This is a genomic window from Pseudomonas sp. GW823-FHT04A03, from assembly GCF_058796615.1.
The window spans coordinates 165808-185419 of the sequence record NZ_JBXAIV010000007.1 but is presented as its reverse complement, the minus strand read 5'-3'; the positions used below and the strand labels follow the sequence as shown (position 1 = coordinate 185419).

Here is a 19612-nt window from a genome sequence, read left to right as displayed (position 1 = left end):
CTGTCTAAGTTGCAGAGGGATCCGGTGGCAGATCGTCACAGGTCTGAAGGATCCGGACGACGCTGTGATAAAGTCCGCGCCCTGCAAAACGTACACCCTGTTCAGCCACCCGTTTAACGGCGTGACTGTCGCGTCAGTCCTTTCGGTTCGTGTCTGTGGCCTGCCCCCGATTCAACGCCCGGATCACGCAACCTTGCACCCTATAAAAAAACCAGAGATGCCGTTATGACCGCTTCATCCCCTTCTCTATTGCAACGTCTTAAAAGCCTCAGCCTGGTCACCCAGATCCTGATCGGCCTGATTGCCGGCATCGCCCTCGCGCTGTTCGCGCCGGAAGCGGCCAAAGGCACGGCCTTCATCGGCAAGGTGTTCGTCTCGGCGCTGAAAGCCGTGGCGCCGATCCTGGTGTTCGTGCTGGTCATGGCCTCGATCGCCAACCACAAGCACGGCCAGGAAACCCACATCCGGCCGATTCTGTTCCTTTACCTGCTGGGCACGTTCGCCGCCGCCGTGGTCGCGGTGATTGCCAGCATGATGTTCCCTTCGCATCTGGTGCTGTCCACCGACAACATCGCGGTGAGCGCGCCGGGCGGCATCAGTGAAGTGCTGCAAAGCCTGTTGCTGAGCGTGGTCGACAATCCGGTGAGCGCACTGATGAACGCCAACTTCATCGGCATTCTGGCCTGGGCCATCGGCATGGGCGTGGCCATCCGTCACGCCGGCGACACCACCCGCGAAGTGGTCAGCGACCTGTCCAACGGCGTGACCCTGATCGTGCGTGTGGTGATCCGCTTCGCGCCGCTGGGGATCTTCGGTCTGGTGGCCTCGACCCTGGCCACCTCCGGTTTCGGCGCACTGGTCGGTTACGCGCACCTGCTGGCGGTTTTGCTGGGCTGCATGCTGTTCGTGGCGCTGGTGATGAACCCGTTGATCGTGTTCTGGAAGCTGCGTCGCAACCCTTACCCGCTGACACTGAAATGCCTGCGTGAAAGCGGTATCACCGCGTTCTTCACCCGCAGCTCGGCGGCGAACATTCCGGTCAACCTGGAATTGAGCAAGCGTCTGGGCCTGCATGAAGACACCTACTCGGTATCGATTCCGCTCGGCGCCACCATCAACATGGCCGGCGCGTCGATCACCATCACCGTGCTGACTCTCGCGGCCGTCCACACCCTGGGCATCGCCGTGGACATCCCGACCGCGATCCTGCTCAGCGTCGTCGCCGCGATCTGCGCCTGCGGTGCGTCGGGTGTGGCCGGTGGCTCGCTGCTGCTGATCCCGCTGGCGTGCAGCCTGTTCGGCATCCCGAGCGAAATCGCCATGCAGGTGGTGGCGGTCGGCTTCATCATCGGTGTGTTGCAGGACTCTGCCGAGACGGCGCTGAACTCCTCCACCGACGTGCTGTTCACCGCCGCCGCGTGCCTGGGCGAAGAGCAGAAAGCCCAGCGTCCGGCGTAAAAACCCGGCGTAACAAAAAGCCCGCCAAGGCGCAAACCTTGGCGGGCTTTTTGTTACGTCGAGGTCAAGCGGGGCGTTTTAGAACGCGCCCATGTAATCGCGCTTGCCCACTTCCACACCGTTGTGACGCAGCAGTGCGTAGGTGGTGGTGACGTGGAAGAAGAACTGCGGCAGACCGTAGCTCAGCAGGTAAGCCTGGCCACTGAAGCGCTTCTCTTTCGGGGTGCCCGGACGAGTCACGATCTCGATGCCTTCCTTGCCATTGATCTGCTCTGGCTTGATCTCGCCGATGAAGGCCAGAACCTTGGCGATCAGCGCTTGCAGCTCGGCGAAGGTGGTTTCGGTGTCGTCATATTTCGGGATTTCGATTTCGGCCAGACGCGAGGAAACGCCTTTGGCGAAGTCCACGGCGATCTGCACCTGACGCACCAGCGGGAACATGTCCGGGTACAGACGCGCTTGCAGGAAGGCGTTCGGGTCGATGTTTTTCTCGGTGGCGTGGGCTTCAGCCTTTTTCAGCACATCGCTCACGGCGTTGAGCATTTGTTGGAAAACCGGGACGGATGCGGCGTACAGGGAAATGGTCATGGCAGTCTCACGTGGTGGCTGGGTGAATCGTGGGGGCGATTATAGCCATGCTCGCATGGCGGCGCGGCTTGTCTTTTATCCAGCAAGGATTAGGCTAGGCGCCTTCGACTGCAGAGGGAACGCGCGATGACCACAGAATTTGAAACCCGCTCCGACGAACCACGGCTCAACGCCACGGAAATCCGCATTCTGGGCTCGTTGATCGAGAAACAGGCCACCAGCCCGGAAACCTACCCGTTGACCCTCAACGCGCTGGTGTTGGCCTGCAACCAGAAAACCAGCCGGGAACCGGTGATGAACCTGACCCAGGGCCAGGTCGGCCAGAGCCTGCGCGCCCTCGAAAGCAGCGGTTTCGCCAAACTGGTGATGGGCAGTCGCGCCGACCGCTGGGAGCACAAGGTCGACAAGGCGCTGGAGCTGGTGCCGGCGCAATTGATCCTGACCGGGTTGATGTTCCTGCGCGGCCCGCAGACCGTCAACGAACTGCTGACCCGCAGCGGTCGCATGCATGAATTCGAAGACGCCGAGCAAGTGGTGCATCAGCTGGAACGCCTGATCGCCCGCGAGCTGGCGGTGCTGATTCCGCGTCAGGCCGGCCAGCGCGAAGATCGCTACACCCACGCGCTGGGCGATCCTGCGGACATCGAGGCGATTATCGCGGCGCGGCAGAACCCGAGTGATCGCGGGGCTGCTAGCGGCGTGTCAGTGGAGCGCATCGAAGAGCTGGAAGCGCGGATTGCGGCGCTGGAAGAGCGTCTGGCCCGCCTCGAAGAATAAGCGCACCGGGGCGGCGTTATTCGCCGTCCCAGTAATCCACGCCGTCCGCCTGCCGCGCCACCGCCACGAAACCCGAGGCATTGCCGTCGGCATCGACGCTGAAGTTGTCCATCACCGCGTATTTGTTCGAATCCGGGTATTCGCAGATTTCCGGTTGCTGCTGGGTGCTGACCGCCAGATAGCGCAGCTCTTGAGAGCTGGTGTTGATGATCTGATGCGCGGCTTCCGGGCCGCCCGGTGGGCAGGCAATCACGTCGCCGGCGCGGATCGGGAAACGTTCGGCACCGAGGCGCACTTCCCCTTCCCCGGCCACGACGTAGAACATTTCCTCATTGACCCGATGGCTGTGAAACGGACTGCCACGCATGCCCGGCGGCAGCGCATACAGACGATATCCGAGCTTTTGCGCGCCCAATTGCTGGCCGACCCTGGCGAAGCGTTGCTGATAACGCCCGGCAGTTTCGCCCTCAGGGGACAGGGCTTCGGGAAGCGGTTCGAGTTCGACGTCATTCAGGTTGAGAATGGGCGGATGCATGCAAACCTCGGCTTTTGTGATGGGCAAGTCTGTGCTTGCTGATCCGGCAGTATAGGCAACGGCAAACCCGGGCGGACATGCCGTTGCTCAGGCTCCATCAGCTACGGGCAAACGCCACCGCTGCATCGAACTGCTCGACCGTCGGCCGCACGCCGGTGTACAGCACGAACTGCTCAAGTGCCTGGATCGCGATCACTTCCAGCCCGGTGATCACTTTTTTGCCTTCGGCACGACCGCGCACGATCAGCGGGGTTTCCGAGGGGATCGCCACCACATCGAACACAGTGTCGGCAGACTTGATCACATCCACGTCAAAAGAAAGCTCCCCTGCTTCCGGGCCGCCGTCCATCCCGACCGGAGTCACGTTGATCAGCATCTGCGGTCGATCATCGCCCAGTTCTGCCTGCCAGCGATAGCCCAGTGAGTCCGCCAGCGCACGCCCGGCGCGCTCGTTGCGGGCCACGATCAAACCGTTTTTGTAACCGCCATCGCGCAAGGCACTGGCCACAGCCTTGGCCATGCCGCCGCTGCCGCGCAGGGCGAAAGTCGTGTCCTTCGGCACCGCGTGGGTTTCCAGCAACTGAGCAATGGCGATGTAATCGGTGTTGTAAGCCTTGAGATGGCCATTGGTGTTGACGATGGTGTTGATCGACTGGATCGTCGCTGCCGAGGCATCCAGCTCATCGACCAGTGCAATGCTGGCTTCCTTGAACGGCATCGACACCCCGCAACCGCGAATCCCCAGCGCGCGGATCCCGCCGACCGCACCAGGTAAATCCTGACTGCTGAACGCCTTGTAGTAGAAATTCAGGCCCAGTTGTTCATACAAATGGTTATGAAAACGCAGACCGAAATTCCCGGGACGCCCAGACAGGGACATGCACAATTGGGTGTCTTTGTTGGGGTTCATCTGCATGGGAGGCTCCTTCGAATGCACTTTCGGATGGACGGGATTAGCCAGGCCATCGGGTTCTGAACGATCATAAGGCGGTCTGCTCCGGGCATCACAGCCGATGCCGGAAATCCGGTAAACAAACCGGTACAGACCTTACACAAAATTTACCTAGCGGCCGTGCTGTTTTTCAAAATGTTGCTGTCTTAGAAGTATCCCCGCGCCATTCCGGGCCTGTTGCAGGTTCGGACGCCGGGTCGAAGAACCGAGGAATTATCATGATTCGTAAACTCCCCATCGTGGCCTTGTTGATTGGTGCATTCGCGATCACGGGTCAGGCAGAAGCCCACGGCGGTGGCTGGCAGGGCCCGGCGGTATTTGGTGCGATCGTCGGCTCGGCCATCATCGGCTCGGCGCTCATCAACCAGGATCGGCCGGTGTACGTCCAACAGCCTGTTTACGCTCAACCGGCACCGGTCTACGTGCAGCAACCGCCGCCACCGGTCTACTACCAGCCGGCCCCGGTCTATGTGCAGCAACCGGTCTACGTCCAACCGGCCCCGGTCTATTACGGCCCGCCGCGCGGTTATTACGGCCGGCCACATTACTACGGTGGCCCGCGCTGGTAACCGGCACACGAAGCCCCGCTTGATAGCGGGGCTTTTTATTGGCCGCAGATTATTGCCCGCAGAAAAGCCAACCGTCCGTCGGCCAAGGTCTGAAAAAATCTCGCCAAGGTCGCTGTGGGGACAGTTTGAACCGTTAAAGTCGGCATGATGGACTCGACCGTCGGGGGCAAAACACAAACGGTCATCTATTTGTCATGACGGAACCGCACTCTGAATCCGTCCGCATACAACAGGTTGATAACAACAAGGACGACTTGAATGCCTACACAGAATCCGCACCGCATCGTCGGTTTATGCACCTCGAGCAAGGTCTACAACGCCCTGACCGAGCTCAAGCACCTGGAAGGCCACCGCACGGCGAAGTTTCTCTCGCTGCTGGCGGAAAACCTGGTGCGCAAGGGTTTTCTCAATGAACACGAGATCGTGCACATGCTCGATCAAGTGGTGGATTGAGCCAGCCCTCACCGGCGTCAATGTCCACTATCGAAAGCGTTGATTGTCCCTGAAACGGCCAATTCCCTAAGGTAGCTCCATAGATTGATGGAGGTACTTCTCATGGCTCAGGTTCAAATCATGTCCGTTATCGGCAGCGCCGTTCCCGCATCGCTCAGAGAGCTGGGCTTGCTCGCCTGCTGGTACCTGGTGCGCGACGGTGAGGCGGTCAGCGGCCCGCTCACTTCCCTGCCGGCCGCTCAGGCGCTGTCGCAACGACTGAGCGACGGTCCGTTCAAGGCTTAAGGCAGCTGCACTTTCGGTTTGCTTTCGATGAACAGCGCCCAGCTCGACATGAACAGGGCTGCAATCAGCGGCCCGATCACGAAGCCGTTGAGCCCGAAGACGGCCAACCCGCCCAGGGTCGAGATCAGGATCATGTAGTCCGGCATCCGGGTGTCCTTGCCCACCAGGATCGGGCGCAGCAGGTTATCCACCAGACCGATCACGAATACCCCGAACAACCCCAGCACCACGCCCTGCCAGATCATCCCGCTGAGCAGGAAGTACGCCGCGACCGGCACCCAGACAATCCCCGCCCCCACCGCCGGCAACAGCGACAGAAACGCCATCAGCACCGCCCAGAGCAATGCGCTGGGAATGTCGAGAAACCAGAAAATCGCCCCGCCCAATGCACCCTGCGTGATCGCCACCAGCAGATTGCCCTTCACCGTGGCGCGCACCACGCGGTTGAATTTCAGCTGTAAACGACGCTTGTGATGTTCCTCCAGCGGTATCGCCGTGCGCACCTTGCGCGCCAGTTCGGCGCCATCGCGCAGGAAGAAAAACAGCAAGTACAACATGATGAAAAAACTCACCACGAAATCGAATGTTCCCTGGCCGAAACTGAACGCCTGGCTCGCCAGCACCTGACTGCCCTGCATCGAGGCCTTGACGATCTTCTCGCGCAAGGCATTGAGTTCACCCATGCCGAAGCGGTCGAGCAAATGCTGAAAGTACGGCGGCAGGCTGTGCTTGAACTGCGCCAAGTAGGCGCCGATATCAAGCTTGCCGCTTTCGATATTGTCGTAAAGCGTCGCCCCTTCCTGCACCAGCAGCACGCTGATGACGATCACCGGCAAGATCGCGATCACCAGGCAGACACTCAACGTACACAGTGACGTCAGGTTGCGTTGCCAGCCGAATTTCAATTGCAACTGACGTTGCATCGGCGCGAACAGAATGCCGAGAATCACCGCCCAGAACACCGCGCCGTAGAACGGCAGCAGGATCCAGATAAAGGCGACCGTCACCAGCAACAGCAGCACGGTGAGGGATTTGAATTGCAGACTCTTTTGGTTCATGTCCGGTCCAGGTCAGTCAGGCGCCACCCGCGCCCGTCCCGTTTAGTCAGCCAGCGTCAGCGCGAGTGCCCTGTTTCTTCATGGAGCATAGATCCAGATCAATAAACCCTCGGCGCAACTGCTCTACCCTGCCGCGCTTTTGCGACCGACGCCGCCATGACGACCCCTTTCACCCCCGAACTGCTCGCCCCCGCCGGCACCCTGAAAAACATGCGTTATGCCTTCGCCTACGGGGCCGATGCGGTGTATGCCGGCCAGCCGCGCTACAGCCTGCGGGTGCGCAACAACGAGTTCGACCACGCCAACCTGGCGCTCGGCATTCGTGAAGCCCAGGCCCAGGGCAAGCGCTTCTACGTGGTGGTCAACATCGCGCCGCACAACGCCAAGCTGAAGACCTTCCTCAAGGATCTGGCGCCGGTGATCGAGATGGCGCCAGACGCACTGATCATGTCCGACCCGGGCCTGATCATGCTGGTACGCCGACACTTCCCGCAGATGCCGATCCACCTGTCGGTGCAGGCCAACACGGTGAACTGGGCGAGCGTCGAATTCTGGCAACAGCAGGGCTTGAGCCGGATCATCCTGTCCCGTGAATTGTCGCTGGAAGAAATCGGCGAAATCCGCGAGCAAGTGCCGGGCATGGAACTGGAAGTGTTCGTCCACGGCGCGCTGTGCATGGCCTACTCCGGCCGCTGCCTGCTCTCGGGTTACATGAACAAGCGCGACGCCAATCAGGGCACCTGCACCAACGCCTGCCGCTGGAAATACTCGGCGCAGGAAGCGACCGAAAACCAGCTCGGCGAAATCGTGCAGACCTTCGAACCGCAACCGACCCTCGGCCTCGGCGCCCCCACCGATCAGGTGTTTCTGTTGCAGGAAGCCAACCGTCCCGGCGAGCTGATGCCGGCATTCGAAGACGAACACGGCACCTACATCATGAATGCCAAGGACCTGCGCGCGGTGCAGCACGTCGAACGCCTGACCCGCATGGGCGTGCACTCGCTGAAGATCGAGGGCCGGACCAAATCGCACTTCTATTGCGCACGCACCACCCAGGTCTATCGCCGCGCCATCGACGATGCGGTGGCCGGTCGCGAATTCGACCGCAGCCTGATGACCGATCTGGAATCCCTCGCCCAGCGCGGCTACACCGAAGGCTTCCTGCGTCGCCATGTGCATGACGAATACCAGAACTACCAGAACGGCAGCTCGGTGTCGGAGCGTCAGCAGTTCGTGGGAGAGCTGACCGGCGAACGCCGGGATCGGTTGGCTGAGGTCAAGGTGAAGAACCGCTTTGCGCTGGGCGATCATCTGGAACTGATGACGCCCAAGGGCAATTTCCATTTTGATCTGCATGAACTGCAGAACCTAAAAGGCGAAGCCATCGACGTGGCGCCGGGGGACGGGCACACGGTTTATCTGCCAATTCCGGATGCGGTGGATTTGCGCTTCGGCTTGTTGATGCGCGATCTCGGCGCTGTTTAAAAGCACCAAAAAAACCCGGCCAATCAGCCGGGTTTTGTTCAGCGCCTGTCATCGGACAGCGGTGTCGGCTCATCAGCCGGCGGTATGTCTTCATCGGACGACGGATCCTTCCAGTCTTCCGGCCGGTCGGCATCGCTCAGCGGGTCGCGCCCGGGCATGACGCCCGGTGGCATCTCGTGACCGGCCAGCGTCGGTTCATCCGTACCGGGGACGTTGCGGGTAGGGTCGGTTGGGGCCGTGCCACCCTGAAACAGCGTATCGTCAGCCATGATTGCACCTCAAAGAATGAGGCCCGGAAGATCCGGGTCGTACTCGTTGGATGTGCCGCCGCACCGGGCGTGCCATCGAACAGACCAGCGGCATTCAGCCCCGGGCCGAAAACCGGTCGCGACTGTTGGTCAGGTGCAGCCACATCGCCGCGCGGGCCGCGTCCGGGTCCTGGCGTTTGATCGCGTTGAGGATCGCCTCATGCTCAAGATTCGCCAGTTGCCCGAGCTTGCTCAAATCCACGGCGCCGCGCTCGGCCGCGTTGACCCGAGTGCGCGGGATCATCGCACTGCCCAGGTGCTGCATGATTTCGGTGAAGCAGACATTGCCGGTGGCTTCGGCAATCAGCAGGTGGAAGCGCCGGTCGGCTTCGACGCAACTGTCGTTGTTGGCCAATAGACGCTGATAGTCGTCCAGCGCCTCGCGCATCTGTATCAGTTGTTGTTCAGTGCGGCGCTGCGCAGCCAATGCCGCCGCTTGCGTCTCCAGCCCCATGCGCAATTCAAGAATGCTGCGCACCCCCAGCGCGGTGTCGACATTCAGTCGCAGCCCCTGCTCTGGCGCGCGTTCGATCACGAACGTGCCGATGCCGTGCCGCGTCTCCACCAGCCCCGACGCCTGCAATTTGGAAATCGCCTCGCGCACCACGGTGCGGCTGACGCCGTGTTCCTGAACGATCGAGTTCTCCGAGGGCAACTTGTCACCGGGCAGCATCTGGCCGAGCAGGATGCTCTGGGTGAGTTTTTCCACCAGATCATGGGCCAGGTTGTGCGCGCGTTTACGAGCGGGAGCGTCGAGGTCTTCTTGCATGGTCGGTTCCGGTGATCGGGGCAAACCGATCGTAGCACTGGAGGCGATGACTTGTATGAGCTCCTATGAATTCAGAGGTTTAACTTGTATGACAACCCTCGATTTTAGCTAGAAAATCTTCCACTGCGCCGAGCAGTCGCCCCACTTGCACTGGAACGGAATGCTCTGCCACGCGTGACAAAACCCCTACAAAAGCCAACAAACACGGCGCATCAAATCTAAAAAAGCATAAAAACCCTTTCCCGTAGACAAATTTGATTGAGCACTCCCGCTTGTAGGACAAAAAAATCTAGTTGTATGATGTCTATCAACAACGCAACACCAGACACACCCCGCATAAAAATAACGAGTGGGAGAAAAACCAAGTGAAATCATCCATTGCCGGGATGAACGAGGGCGCCGATTCCGTGCTGTCCTCCGCCATTGCCAAAGTCAAACGCCACGTCCTGCCGCTGTTCGTCATCATGTTCATCGTCAATTACATTGACCGGGTGAACATCGGTTTCGTCCGCACACACATGGAACACGACCTTGGCATCGGTGCCGCGGCCTACGGTTTCGGTGCCGGGCTGTTCTTCATCGGTTACGCGCTGTTCGAAGTTCCCTCCAACATGCTGCTGCAAAAGGTCGGCGCGCGAATCTGGCTGACCCGCATCATGTTCACCTGGGGCCTGGTGGCCGCCGGCATGGCGCTCATCCAGAACGAAACCCACTTTTACATCCTGCGTTTCCTGCTCGGCGTGGCTGAGGCCGGATTCTTTCCCGGGGTGATCTACTACTTCACCCGCTGGTTGCCGGGGGCCGAACGCGGCAAGGCGATTGCGATTTTCTTGAGCGGTTCGGCCGTGGCCTCGCTGATTTCCGGTCCGCTGTCCGGCCTGCTGCTACAGATCGAAGGTCTGGGCATGCACGGCTGGCAGTGGATGTATTTCATTGAGGGGATGTTCTCGGTCGGCCTGTGCGTATTCGTCTGGTTCTGGCTCGACGCCAAACCTCAAGATGCGAAATGGCTGACCCGCGCCGAGCAGGATGCGCTGGTCAAAGCCATCGACGATGAACAGAAGGCCCGCGAAGCCGCGACCCCGATCCGGCCGTCGCTGGGCAAGCTGCTCAAGGATCGCCAGATCATCCTGTTCTGCCTGATCTACTTCTTCATTCAATTGACCATCTACGCCGCGACGTTCTGGCTGCCGAGCATCATCAAGAAAATGGGCGAGATGAGCGACTTCCAGGTCGGCCTGTTCAACTCGATTCCGTGGCTGCTGTCGATCATCGGCATGTACGCATTCGCCTCGTTCTCGGCGAAGTGGAAACACCAGCAGGCGTGGGTCGCCACTGCATTGCTGATCGCCGCTGCGGGGATGTTCATGTCCACCACCGGCGGGCCGATCTTCGCCTTCGTCGCAATCTGCTTTGCCGCGCTGGGTTTCAAATCCGCGTCTTCGCTGTTCTGGCCGATTCCGCAGGCTTATCTCGACGCACGGATCGCCGCTGCCGTGATCGCGTTGATCAACTCGGTGGGCAACCTCGGCGGCTTCGTCGCCCCCACCACGTTCGGCCTGCTGGAACAACACACCGGTTCGATCCAGGGCGGCCTCTATGGTCTGGCCGCGACCTCGATCATCGCCGCGATCATCGTGTTCGCCGCCCGCATGACACCCAAATCCGCACCCGACGTCGCCGTGGCCGATGCCGCGCCGAAACACGCCTGAATCTGTTTGAAAGGACAACGCCAAATGACCGCACACGACATCGCCAAAGCCCCGATCATCACCGAGATGCAAGTCATCCCGGTGGCCGGCCACGACGGCATGCTGCTCAACCTGAGCGGCGCCCACGGGCCGTTTTTCACCCGCAACATCGTCATCCTCAAGGACAACGCCGGCCATACCGGCGTCGGTGAGGTGCCCGGCGGCGAACGCATCCGCCAGACGTTGGAGGACGCCCGCAGCCTGGTGGTCGGCAGCCCGATCGGCACGTATCAGAAGATCCTCAACCAGGTGCGCCAGACCTTCGCCGACCGCGATGCCGGCGGCCGTGGCCTGCAAACCTTCGACCTGCGCATCACCATTCACGCAGTCACCGGGCTCGAAGCCGCCCTGCTCGACCTGCTTGGCCAGCACCTCGACGTGCCGGTGGCCGCTTTGCTCGGCGAAGGTCAGCAGCGCGACGAAGTGAAGATGCTCGGTTATCTGTTCTACGTGGGCGATCGCCGGGAAACCGACCTCGCCTACCGCAGCGAACCGGATGCCGACAATGACTGGTTCCGCGTGCGTCACGAGAAAGCCATGACCGCCGACGCCGTGGTGCGTCTGGCCGAGGCTGCCCACGCGCGCTATGGCTTCAAGGACTTCAAGCTCAAGGGCGGCGTACTCAGCGGCGATGCTGAAATCGAAGCGGTGACCGCGCTGGCGGAACGCTTCCCCGATGCCCGTATCACCCTCGATCCGAACGGCGCGTGGTCACTGAAAGAAGCGATCCGCCTGTGTCGCGACCAGCATCACGTACTGGCTTATGCCGAAGACCCGTGCGGTGCGGAAAATGGCTATTCGGGCCGCGAAGTGATGGCCGAATTCCGTCGCGCCACCGGGCTGAAAACCGCTACCAACATGATCGCCACCGACTGGCGCGAGATGGGCCATGCGATTCAGTTGCAATCGGTGGACATCCCGCTGGCTGACCCGCATTTCTGGACCATGCAGGGTTCGGTACGCGTGGCGCAGATGTGCCACGAATGGGGCCTGACCTGGGGTTCGCACTCCAACAACCACTTCGACATTTCCCTGGCGATGTTCACCCATGTGGCCGCCGCCGCGCCGGGCGACATCACCGCCATCGACACCCACTGGATCTGGCAGGACGGCCAGCGCCTGACCAAGGCGCCGCTGCAAATCGTTGACGGCTGCGTGCAGGTGCCGAAGAAACCGGGACTGGGCGTCGAACTGGACATGGATCAGGTGGCCAAGGCCCACGAACTCTATAAAGGTATGGGCCTGGGTGCGCGGGATGACAGCGTGGCGATGCAGTTTCTGATTCCGGGCTGGACGTTCGATAACAAGCGTCCCTGCCTGATGCGCTGATCCGGATTCATCGCAACTCCCTGTGGGAGCGAGCTTGCTCGCGATGGCGGAGTATCAGTCGATAAACTTTTCGAATTTGAGGCCGTCTTCGCGAGCAAGCTCGCTCCCACAAGGACTTTCACTAGCCTGAAATTTCCAGCAACCAATGCTTGAACGCCGCCATCGCCGATGTCTCCGGCCGTGACTGCAACCGCGTCAGCCAATAGCTGCCGGTGGTGATTTCGATGGCAAAGGGTTGGCGGATCAGGTCCGCCGCCAGTTGCCGGGCAAACATCAACGGCGGCGCCAGTGCTACCCCACCGCCCTGCAACGCCGCCTCCATCATCGCCAGCGACGAGTCGAACACGATGCTCTGGGGCGGCGCGGCATGGGTCGCCAGACCGGCCGCGTGAAACCATTCCGGCCACTCATCGGTGCGATAAGAACGCAGCAAGCGCTGCTGCAAAAGATCCCCCGGCGTGTGCAGTTGCCGGGCGATTTCCGGCACGCAGAGCACCGACAACGGCGCCTCCAGCAAACGGGTCGCCTCAATACCGTGCCACGCCCCGGCGCCAAACCGGATCGCGTAATCCAGCCCCTCGGCGGCAACGTCCACCCGATTGTTGTTGGTCGACAGCCGCAAATCTATGAGCGGATGTTTCGCCTGAAAATCCGCCAGTCTCGGCAACAACCAACCCACGGCGAAGGTGCCCACCGCGCCGACCGTGAGCATTTCCCGATATTGCCCGCCCGCCAGACGCTCGAGCATCTGCGCGATATGATCGAACGACGTGGTCAGCACCGGCAGCAGGGTTTCGCCCTCGCCGGTCAGCATCAGCCCACGGGGCAGGCGTTTGAACAGGATCACGCCGAGTTGCGCTTCCAGGCTTTTCACCTGATGGCTGACGGCCGCCTGGGTCACGCACAGCTCCACAGCCGCACGGGTGAAGCTCAGGTGGCGCGCAGAAGCTTCAAAGGCGCGTAATGCATTCAAGGGTAATTGAGGTCGAATCATGCCAAGTCCCAAATTTTTCTAATGGCTCGTCCGAGATTTCATCGTTTGTCGATTATCCTCGGACTGCCTAGATTTGCGGCGCTGATCAGCAACCCGATGAAAAAACGCTCGCAGTGTAGCGGGATAACACCATCAACACTCATGGAGAGTGGTTCACGCATGTCTTCGATCAACCTGAACAAACTCAAGTCCTACAGCGCTTTCGGACTTTTCTTCAGCGCCGCCACCTGCCTGGCCGCCCCGCAAACCGACGATCAGCTGCAGGCGCTGGTCAAAGCCACCGTGACCCCGGTCATGCAGCAACAGGATATCGCCGGTCTGGCAGTAGCCGTGACCGTCGATGGCAAGGCGCATTACTTTAACTACGGTGTCGCCGACAAAAGCACCGGGCAAGCGGTGAGTGAAAACACCCTGTTCGAAATCGGCTCGGTGAGCAAAACGTTCACCGCAACCCTCGCCGCCTACGCCCAGGCCAGCGGCAAACTGCAATTCTCCGACAAGGCCAGCCAGCACTGGCCTGAACTGAAAGGCAGCGCCTTCGACCACATCAGCCTGCTGCAACTGGGCACTTACAGCGCCGGGGGCCTGCCACTGCAATTCCCGGACGCCGCGGATTCTTCCGACAAGATGCTCGGCTATTACCAACAGTGGAAACCGACCTTTCCGGCCGGCAGTCATCGCCTGTATTCCAACCCGAGCATCGGCCTGTTCGGCTACCTGGCAGCAAAAAGCCTCGGCCAGCCGTTCAATCAGATCATGACCGAAACCCTGCTGCCAAAACTCGGGCTCAAGCACACCTTCCTGTCGGTGCCCGCGTCTGAAGAAAAGCTCTATGCCCAGGGCTACGACAAGAACAACAAACCCGTTCGAGTCAGCCCCGGCGCCCTCGACTCCGAAGCCTACGGCGTGAAAACCAGCGCCGCCGACCTCCTTCAATACGTCGAAGCCAACCTCAACACCGCTAGACTCGAAGCACCCCTGCAAAAAGCCATCGGCCTCACCCACACCGGCTACTACACCGTCGGCGACATGACCCAGGGCCTGGGCTGGGAACGCTACGCCTACCCGATCAGCCTCGAACGCTTGCTGGATGGCAACTCGACGCCGATGGCCATGGAACCGCACAAGGTCAAATGGCTGAATCCGCCACAGCCTGAGCCGGCGAACGTGCTGCTGAACAAGACGGGTTCCACCGCTGGCTACGGCGCGTATGTCGCGTTCGTACCGTCGAAGAAAGTCGGGATTGTGATTCTGGCGAACCGCAATTACCCGAATGGAGAACGGGTGAAGATTGCGCACAAGATTCTGGGTGAGTTGACCCGGTAATCACGCCATAAAAAACGGGCGACCTGAGAAGGTCGCCCGTTTTTGTTTGAGGGTGTGAAACTAGGCCTGTAGCTTCCAGCCCAGTACATCCATCAGGTCGCAGGAATCGCGCAGAGGGATTGCCAGTACACGGGCGAAATCCTGCAGCAGTAATGCGTCGTGGCCAATGCCGTCGCTCAATGAAAGTGTTTCCAGCAACTGGGTCACGCTGCGCAAGCGGTAGGCAGCGGTGCCGTGGAGTACGTCTACCGGAGCTTCTCGGTCGATCAGGAGGCAGGGAATCTGGCAGTCGATGCCGGTGATGGGAATGTAGCGGGGTTTGGCTGAGTCGGTGGAAATTTCAGGTGATTCGACATCCGTTTTCTTCATGGGTGAAACTCCAATGGGGATTGTTGAGAACGCTACCCATCTCACTTCCACATGAGGGTGGCAGCTGTACGCAGGTGTGGAAGACCGAGCCAATCACCCGAACCCGGCGCACTCGAAAGCGCTCCCGCGTACAGCCACCATAAGGCCGCGATGTTGACATAAAAGATGTCGCCATGCGCTTTACGAGGCGTGGTGAATGAGTCTGCAAAACGGACTTCCACATCCGACCGCTGATTTTGCAGCGGTTTGGAAAGGTTAGCGGCGTGGCTCCCGGAGCACCAGTTCACGAGTATCGCCGTGCGTTGCAGGAAATATCCGATGGATCTGAAGGGTGTTGCGCAGCTTATTCTAGTGGGAGTATGCGGCAACTATTTTCATGGGTGACCGGGCGAAGTGGAGTATCTACACTCATCCGAATCAATCCGTGGCCGGGGATGACATAATGCGCGCCAAAATTTTTAAACCGACTGACCCTCGAAGGGCGTAGTAATGGAAATTTACGAATTCAAGCTCTCGGAAGTCGGGCGATTTACCGATTTGGAATTTACGCTGGCACCTACGCCAATTCGCCCCTCAAACGTAACTGTATTCGTGGGGAATAATGGTGCCGGCAAAACTACCCTTCTAAAATCACTTGCTACCTCACTAAGCTGGTTAGTCGCGAGGATTCGTACCGAGAAAGGTAGTGGCAACCACCTCGCAGAGGAGGACATAAGAAACGGCGCGTCATCAGCTTTGATGATAGTTACTTTGTTCGATGACTCGAAGGTTCGCTCAAACCTTCCCGGTGTTGATCCTGATGACGTTGTATTCACATGGGGCATCGCACGTACGAGACAAGGACGAAAGTCTTCCGTGCACAGCTCTTTAAACAATGTCAGTCGCCTTGCAGAACACTACCGTAACGAACTGACTGCGGATGAAAAAACCTCGCTTCCATTGATCGCCTATTACCCGGTGGAACGCTCTGTTCTCGAAATCCCACTAAAAATCCGCACCAAACACACCTTCGAGCAACTCGACGGTTACGACAACTCGCTCAACCGAGGCGTCGACTTTCGTCGCTTCTTCGAGTGGTTCCGCGAGCGCGAGGACAGCGAAAACGAAACCGGCATTTCCGACACTGCACTAGCCGAAATCTCCATAAAATTCGGCTATGACAGTGATGTTTGGAAAACCCTGTCCAACCTGAAAGCCTCTTCCCGCGACCGCCAGCTAACCGCCGTCCGCTCAGCCATCGCCGCTTTCATGCCCGGTTTCACCAACCTGCGTGTTCAACGCAAACCGCGCCTGCACATGGCCATCGACAAGGACGGCGTTACTTTGAACGTCGCCCAGCTCTCCCAAGGTGAAAAGTCGATGATGGCGCTGGTCGGCGATATCGCCCGTCGTTTGGCAATGATGAACCAGTCGCTGGACAACCCGCTCCACGGCGACGGCATCGTGCTAATCGACGAAGTGGATCTGCACCTTCACCCAAAATGGCAACGCAGCTTGATCCGCCAACTGAGCGAGACCTTCCCCAACTGCCAGTTCGTGCTGACCACCCATTCGCCACTGGTCATCAGCGACGCAAAAGATGTTCTGGTTTACGTACTCAATGACGGTGAACTTCACGAACACAATGGCCTGTACGGCCTCGATGCCAATCAGGTGCTGCTGGAAGTCATGGACACCGATATCCGCAACAGCGACGTTCAAAAACGCTTGAACGCGCTGCTCGAACGCTTGCAGGACGGTGATCTGGAAACAGCACAGAAGCTATTCGCCGAACTGGCAGAAGAACTTCCAGACGGTCATATCGAACTGGCGAAAGCCGCGCTGTTGCTACGCAAGCTGGAGCTGCGCCGTGCGTAAGATCACCAAGGGAATTGAACCGGAACATCTCATCAGGTGGAAGCGAGCCAATGCCACCTCCTCCTACCCGGATCTACCGCACGAAGAGCGGCAATCAATTCGTGCGTCATGCATAGCGGAACAATACGGACTGTGCGCTTATTGCTGTCAGGCCATTTTTGTTGATGACGCCCATAACGAGCATGTTGAAACTCAAAAACGAGCACCAAATCGCACACTGGACTTCACAAATATCGTCGCCAGCTGCCAGCGCAAAAATCAATGCGGCCATTACCGAGGTAAGCGATTACTTGGACTGACACCACTGATGGATGAGTGCGAAACCGAACTGAAGTTTTACTTATCCGGACGAGTGACTGGCAAAACCGAACGTGCGAATTCAACCCTGGAAGTCTTGAATCTCGGCCATACCGAAGAAAGCAATCGCGGACTCATAGGGGCGCGGAAACAGTTGGTTGATCAACTGATCTTTACAGGAGGCATGCAACCCGATGACCTTGAAGATGAAGAGCTTCTGGGCATTCTCCTTGATGACATGCTGACTCCCAAGAATGGCCAACTTGCGGCTTTTTCTCCGGTTCTGGTCAATGTCATCCGTCAGCTCCTGCCCCGATAATCAAAGTATCGCGGTCATTCCGGCAGATAAAAAAATGGCGAACGTTTAAAACGTTCGCCATTTTTATTCAGAGCCTGCCTCAATCAATCATCCGGCATTTCCGGCGGCTTGGCCGGTTTGGTTGGCTTCGTCGGTTTTGTCCCTTTCGCACCCTTGGCCGGCGCCGGTTCTGCAGCGGCCGGGGCCGTGACCACGGTGGAGGTGGTCTCTTTCTCGGCGGCAGGCAGCGCATCAATGGTGTCGAAAATTTTCTTCAGATCGACCGCCGCCGCTTCCTCGCCAGAAGCCGTCAGTTTGGTCTCTCCATCCTTGCCCACCAGGAAGACTTTCGGATACGCCCCCGCGCCCAGCTTCAGCGAGCGCAGCAGCGCCATGGTTTGCTGCTGCTCGAGGCTTTTGCCATCGACCTGACCGCTCATGCTCAGGATGGTGTAGACCTTGATCTTGCGGTCGGCGATGCCTTGTTTGTTGGCCGGGTCGTCCAGCGCTTTTTTCAGGCTGACCCAATAAGAATCGACCGTACTGGAGGCGATCACGATCACCGGGCGGTTGATGCCCTTGTCGACGTCCAGAGGGGAATCGCCGTCGGCGGCGAACAGGGGGCCGGCAATCGCCAGCAAGAGTGTCAGGGTCAGTGACCTGATGAGCATGCGCATCTCCTTTTGATATCCACGCTCTAATGATTGCGCATCGCGGCGATTGTTCCGGGGGCTGCCCGGCAAAAGTGTTTCGCCTTGCCCAAAGCTTAGGTCAGCACCGATTTTGCGCAACCGGTTGGGCGCGATCATGTCGCGCATTTGATTACCTTTTATGACCGCATTAGGGTGGCTGTTCAACCTGTGAAATGGAGTTCAACGCGCATGCACATCGACTACCTCTGCCATCACCCGCAACTGATCGAAGAACTGGCCGAACTCAACTTCAAGGAATGGGGCCAGTACAGCCCCGAAGACACCCTCGCCAGCCGCACCGAACGCATGCGCGCCGCCTGCGGCAAAGGCGCGATCCCCAGCGTGGTGGTGGCGATCGAAGACGGAAAACTGCTCGGCGGTGCGCTGCTGATCGACAGCGACATGGACACCCGTCCGCAACTGACGCCGTGGCTGGCCGGGGTCTACGTAAAGGCAGAACAACGTGGCCGCGGGATCGCCTCGCAACTGGTCAACCGCATCGTCGAGGAAGCTGCCGCACTGGGCGTGCCGCAGTTGTACCTGTACACCGATGCCGCGCAGGCACTGTATGCGCGGCTGGGTTGGGAGGTGCTGGAAGAGATGGAATATGACGGACTGCCGGTGACGGTGATGAAGCGCTCGCTCGATCAGAACGCCAGCTTGTAACCGATCAACACCAGCATCGTCGCCAGGCACGGGCGCAGCAGTTCATCGGAGACGCGGCCGGTCAGGTGGCTGCCGAGCCAGATGCCCGGCAGCGAGCCGATCAACAGGAAGCCCAGCACGCCCCAGTCCATGTTGCCCATGCTCGCGTGGCCGAGGCCGGCGACCAGGGTCAGAGGTACGGCGTGGGCGATTTCGGTGCCGACCAGGCGGCGGGTCGGCAGCAGCGGATAAAGGATGAACAGCGCGACGGTGCCGAGGGCGCCGGCGCCGATAGACGTCAGGGCAACCATGGTGCCGAGGATCAGACCGGTGATCACGGTCATGACATTCAGGCGCGCGCCGCTGGGGTTGTAGTTGCCGCCGGCACGTTTGTGGGCGAATTCCAGCAGACGCTTCTTGAACAGAATCGCCAGCGCCGTGGCGAACAGCACGAAGCCCAGGGCCTGCTTGATGATGGCGTTCATCGCGTCCGGCGCGGTGTGCAGCGTGCTGAGGAACCACAAGGTCATCGCCACCGCCGGGACACTGCCCAGGGTCAGCCAGCCAGTGATGGCCCAGTCGATGTTCTTGTTCTTCCTGTGGACCAGCACGCCGCTGGATTTGGTGATGGCCGCGTACAGCAGATCCGTGCCCACTGCCGTGGCCGGATTGATGCCGAACCATAGCAGGATCGGCGTCATCAACGAACCGCCGCCGACACCGGTCATGCCGACGATGAACCCCACGACCAGCCCGGCAATCACCAGGCCGAAATTTGCCAATTCCATTAAGACGTCCAGACAAACCACAGGAAAAA

At 59.7% G+C, this 19612-nt stretch carries 22 protein-coding genes; 12 read left to right on the top strand and 10 right to left on the bottom strand.

Going from position 1 to position 19612, the window contains the following annotated elements:
- The first annotated feature begins 225 nt into the window (after window positions 1-225).
- Window positions 226-1458 (top strand): serine/threonine transporter SstT, encoded by a 1233-nt coding sequence (sstT, locus tag AC1Q9F_RS18950; RefSeq protein WP_207983340.1) that lies wholly within the window; start codon window positions 226-228, stop codon window positions 1456-1458.
- Window positions 1459-1536: 78 nt separating this feature from the next.
- On the opposite strand, the gene AC1Q9F_RS18945 is transcribed toward sstT, so the two are convergent.
- Entirely contained in the window at window positions 1537-2046 is a 510-nt protein-coding gene (locus AC1Q9F_RS18945; protein ID WP_007951572.1) for a DUF1993 domain-containing protein, read from the bottom strand.
- Between the two features lie 126 nt (window positions 2047-2172).
- On the opposite strand from AC1Q9F_RS18945, the gene AC1Q9F_RS18940 reads away from it, so the two are divergent.
- Window positions 2173-2823, top strand: a complete 651-nt coding sequence (locus AC1Q9F_RS18940) for a YceH family protein (protein WP_492620630.1) — start codon at window positions 2173-2175, stop codon at window positions 2821-2823.
- A 16-nt stretch (window positions 2824-2839) separates the two neighbouring features.
- On the opposite strand, the gene AC1Q9F_RS18935 is transcribed toward AC1Q9F_RS18940, so the two are convergent.
- Entirely contained in the window at window positions 2840-3358 is a 519-nt protein-coding gene (locus tag AC1Q9F_RS18935; RefSeq protein ID WP_207983341.1) for a cupin domain-containing protein, read from the bottom strand.
- Window positions 3359-3455: 97 nt separating this feature from the next.
- The gene (locus AC1Q9F_RS18930; RefSeq protein ID WP_492620629.1) at window positions 3456-4274 is read right to left on the bottom strand and encodes a shikimate 5-dehydrogenase; all 819 of its coding nucleotides are present in this window, start codon (window positions 4272-4274) and stop codon (window positions 3456-3458) included.
- A gap of 254 nt (window positions 4275-4528) precedes the next feature.
- On the opposite strand from AC1Q9F_RS18930, the gene AC1Q9F_RS18925 reads away from it, so the two are divergent.
- The 3 genes from AC1Q9F_RS18925 (at window position 4529) to AC1Q9F_RS18915 (ending at window position 5617) form a co-directional block, all read left to right on the top strand.
- On the top strand, window positions 4529-4879 hold the full coding sequence (locus AC1Q9F_RS18925; protein WP_007951578.1) for a hypothetical protein: 351 nt from the start codon (window positions 4529-4531) through the stop codon (window positions 4877-4879).
- A gap of 258 nt (window positions 4880-5137) precedes the next feature.
- Entirely contained in the window at window positions 5138-5332 is a 195-nt protein-coding gene (locus AC1Q9F_RS18920) for a hypothetical protein (RefSeq protein WP_007951579.1), read from the top strand.
- 102 nt (window positions 5333-5434) lie between these two features.
- The gene (locus AC1Q9F_RS18915; RefSeq protein ID WP_492620628.1) at window positions 5435-5617 is read left to right on the top strand and encodes a hypothetical protein; all 183 of its coding nucleotides are present in this window, start codon (window positions 5435-5437) and stop codon (window positions 5615-5617) included.
- Here the strand turns inward: AC1Q9F_RS18915 and AC1Q9F_RS18910 are convergent.
- Window positions 5614-6675: an AI-2E family transporter gene (locus AC1Q9F_RS18910; RefSeq protein WP_492620627.1), complete on the bottom strand. Its 1062-nt coding sequence runs from the start codon at window positions 6673-6675 to the stop codon at window positions 5614-5616. The genes AC1Q9F_RS18915 and AC1Q9F_RS18910 overlap by 4 nt on opposite strands.
- Before the next feature lie 156 nt (window positions 6676-6831).
- Between AC1Q9F_RS18910 and trhP the strand changes: the two genes are divergently transcribed.
- Window positions 6832-8160: a prephenate-dependent tRNA uridine(34) hydroxylase TrhP gene (trhP, locus tag AC1Q9F_RS18905; protein ID WP_207983345.1), complete on the top strand. Its 1329-nt coding sequence runs from the start codon at window positions 6832-6834 to the stop codon at window positions 8158-8160.
- A gap of 38 nt (window positions 8161-8198) precedes the next feature.
- Here the strand turns inward: trhP and AC1Q9F_RS18900 are convergent, their stop codons facing one another.
- Window positions 8199-8429 carry a hypothetical protein gene (locus tag AC1Q9F_RS18900; RefSeq protein WP_207983346.1) on the bottom strand — a complete coding sequence of 77 codons (231 nt, stop codon included), beginning with the start codon at window positions 8427-8429 and terminating at the stop codon, window positions 8199-8201.
- A gap of 94 nt (window positions 8430-8523) precedes the next feature.
- Entirely contained in the window at window positions 8524-9237 is a 714-nt protein-coding gene (locus tag AC1Q9F_RS18895; protein WP_492620626.1) for a FadR/GntR family transcriptional regulator, read from the bottom strand.
- 365 nt (window positions 9238-9602) lie between these two features.
- On the opposite strand from AC1Q9F_RS18895, the gene AC1Q9F_RS18890 reads away from it, so the two are divergent.
- Together AC1Q9F_RS18890 and gudD are read left to right on the top strand one after the other, a co-directional pair.
- Entirely contained in the window at window positions 9603-10949 is a 1347-nt protein-coding gene (locus AC1Q9F_RS18890; RefSeq protein WP_492620625.1) for an MFS transporter, read from the top strand.
- A 24-nt stretch (window positions 10950-10973) separates the two neighbouring features.
- Window positions 10974-12317, top strand: coding sequence for a glucarate dehydratase (gudD, locus tag AC1Q9F_RS18885; RefSeq protein ID WP_207983349.1), 1344 nt, complete (start codon window positions 10974-10976; stop codon window positions 12315-12317).
- A 121-nt stretch (window positions 12318-12438) separates the two neighbouring features.
- On the opposite strand, the gene AC1Q9F_RS18880 is transcribed toward gudD, so the two are convergent.
- The gene (locus AC1Q9F_RS18880) at window positions 12439-13311 is read right to left on the bottom strand and encodes a LysR family transcriptional regulator (protein WP_207983350.1); all 873 of its coding nucleotides are present in this window, start codon (window positions 13309-13311) and stop codon (window positions 12439-12441) included.
- Window positions 13312-13470: 159 nt separating this feature from the next.
- Here AC1Q9F_RS18880 and ampC point away from each other — a divergent pair, with 159 nt between their 5' ends.
- Window positions 13471-14637, top strand: coding sequence for a class C beta-lactamase (ampC, locus tag AC1Q9F_RS18875; RefSeq protein WP_207983351.1), 1167 nt, complete (start codon window positions 13471-13473; stop codon window positions 14635-14637).
- Window positions 14638-14697: 60 nt separating this feature from the next.
- Here ampC and AC1Q9F_RS18870 read toward each other — a convergent pair whose 3' ends face one another.
- Window positions 14698-15006 carry a hypothetical protein gene (locus tag AC1Q9F_RS18870; protein ID WP_492620624.1) on the bottom strand — a complete coding sequence of 103 codons (309 nt, stop codon included), beginning with the start codon at window positions 15004-15006 and terminating at the stop codon, window positions 14698-14700.
- Between the two features lie 489 nt (window positions 15007-15495).
- On the opposite strand from AC1Q9F_RS18870, the gene AC1Q9F_RS18865 reads away from it, so the two are divergent.
- Together AC1Q9F_RS18865 and AC1Q9F_RS18860 are read left to right on the top strand one after the other, a co-directional pair.
- Window positions 15496-16863: an AAA family ATPase gene (locus AC1Q9F_RS18865; protein ID WP_492620623.1), complete on the top strand. Its 1368-nt coding sequence runs from the start codon at window positions 15496-15498 to the stop codon at window positions 16861-16863.
- Window positions 16856-17479 (top strand): retron system putative HNH endonuclease, encoded by a 624-nt coding sequence (locus tag AC1Q9F_RS18860; protein WP_492620622.1) that lies wholly within the window; start codon window positions 16856-16858, stop codon window positions 17477-17479. The genes AC1Q9F_RS18865 and AC1Q9F_RS18860 overlap by 8 nt, the downstream gene beginning before the upstream one ends.
- Before the next feature lie 83 nt (window positions 17480-17562).
- Here AC1Q9F_RS18860 and AC1Q9F_RS18855 read toward each other — a convergent pair whose 3' ends face one another.
- Window positions 17563-18129 (bottom strand): DUF4174 domain-containing protein, encoded by a 567-nt coding sequence (locus AC1Q9F_RS18855; protein WP_492620698.1) that lies wholly within the window; start codon window positions 18127-18129, stop codon window positions 17563-17565.
- Window positions 18130-18339: 210 nt separating this feature from the next.
- Here AC1Q9F_RS18855 and AC1Q9F_RS18850 point away from each other — a divergent pair, with 210 nt between their 5' ends.
- Window positions 18340-18816 (top strand): GNAT family N-acetyltransferase, encoded by a 477-nt coding sequence (locus tag AC1Q9F_RS18850; protein WP_492620621.1) that lies wholly within the window; start codon window positions 18340-18342, stop codon window positions 18814-18816.
- On the opposite strand, the gene AC1Q9F_RS18845 is transcribed toward AC1Q9F_RS18850, so the two are convergent.
- Entirely contained in the window at window positions 18798-19583 is a 786-nt protein-coding gene (locus AC1Q9F_RS18845; RefSeq protein ID WP_007951595.1) for a sulfite exporter TauE/SafE family protein, read from the bottom strand. The two genes, AC1Q9F_RS18850 and AC1Q9F_RS18845, sit on opposite strands and share 19 nt — an antisense overlap.
- Window positions 19584-19612: the final 29 nt, after the last annotated feature.

Bases quoted from the DNA above. Each gene is read 5' to 3' on its own strand.
- AC1Q9F_RS18910 (WP_492620627.1), bottom strand. From the start codon at position 6,675: ATGAACCAAAAGAGTCTGCAATTCAAATCCCTCACCGTGCTGCTGTTG.
- AC1Q9F_RS18925 (WP_007951578.1), top strand. From the start codon at position 4,529: ATGATTCGTAAACTCCCCATCGTGGCCTTGTTGATTGGTGCATTCGCG.
- AC1Q9F_RS18945 (WP_007951572.1), bottom strand. From the start codon at position 2,046: ATGACCATTTCCCTGTACGCCGCATCCGTCCCGGTTTTCCAACAAATG.
- ampC (WP_207983351.1), top strand. From the start codon at position 13,471: ATGTCTTCGATCAACCTGAACAAACTCAAGTCCTACAGCGCTTTCGGA.
- AC1Q9F_RS18900 (WP_207983346.1), bottom strand. From the start codon at position 8,429: ATGGCTGACGATACGCTGTTTCAGGGTGGCACGGCCCCAACCGACCCT.
- AC1Q9F_RS18915 (WP_492620628.1), top strand. From the start codon at position 5,435: ATGGCTCAGGTTCAAATCATGTCCGTTATCGGCAGCGCCGTTCCCGCA.
- AC1Q9F_RS18855 (WP_492620698.1), bottom strand. From the start codon at position 18,129: ATGCTCATCAGGTCACTGACCCTGACACTCTTGCTGGCGATTGCCGGC.
- AC1Q9F_RS18880 (WP_207983350.1), bottom strand. From the start codon at position 13,311: ATGATTCGACCTCAATTACCCTTGAATGCATTACGCGCCTTTGAAGCT.
- AC1Q9F_RS18845 (WP_007951595.1), bottom strand. From the start codon at position 19,583: ATGGAATTGGCAAATTTCGGCCTGGTGATTGCCGGGCTGGTCGTGGGG.
- AC1Q9F_RS18930 (WP_492620629.1), bottom strand. From the start codon at position 4,274: ATGCAGATGAACCCCAACAAAGACACCCAATTGTGCATGTCCCTGTCT.
- sstT (WP_207983340.1), top strand. From the start codon at position 226: ATGACCGCTTCATCCCCTTCTCTATTGCAACGTCTTAAAAGCCTCAGC.
- trhP (WP_207983345.1), top strand. From the start codon at position 6,832: ATGACGACCCCTTTCACCCCCGAACTGCTCGCCCCCGCCGGCACCCTG.
- AC1Q9F_RS18870 (WP_492620624.1), bottom strand. From the start codon at position 15,006: ATGAAGAAAACGGATGTCGAATCACCTGAAATTTCCACCGACTCAGCC.
- AC1Q9F_RS18940 (WP_492620630.1), top strand. From the start codon at position 2,173: ATGACCACAGAATTTGAAACCCGCTCCGACGAACCACGGCTCAACGCC.
- gudD (WP_207983349.1), top strand. From the start codon at position 10,974: ATGACCGCACACGACATCGCCAAAGCCCCGATCATCACCGAGATGCAA.
- AC1Q9F_RS18850 (WP_492620621.1), top strand. From the start codon at position 18,340: ATGCACATCGACTACCTCTGCCATCACCCGCAACTGATCGAAGAACTG.
- AC1Q9F_RS18865 (WP_492620623.1), top strand. From the start codon at position 15,496: ATGGAAATTTACGAATTCAAGCTCTCGGAAGTCGGGCGATTTACCGAT.
- AC1Q9F_RS18935 (WP_207983341.1), bottom strand. From the start codon at position 3,358: ATGCATCCGCCCATTCTCAACCTGAATGACGTCGAACTCGAACCGCTT.
- AC1Q9F_RS18920 (WP_007951579.1), top strand. From the start codon at position 5,138: ATGCCTACACAGAATCCGCACCGCATCGTCGGTTTATGCACCTCGAGC.
- AC1Q9F_RS18895 (WP_492620626.1), bottom strand. From the start codon at position 9,237: ATGCAAGAAGACCTCGACGCTCCCGCTCGTAAACGCGCGCACAACCTG.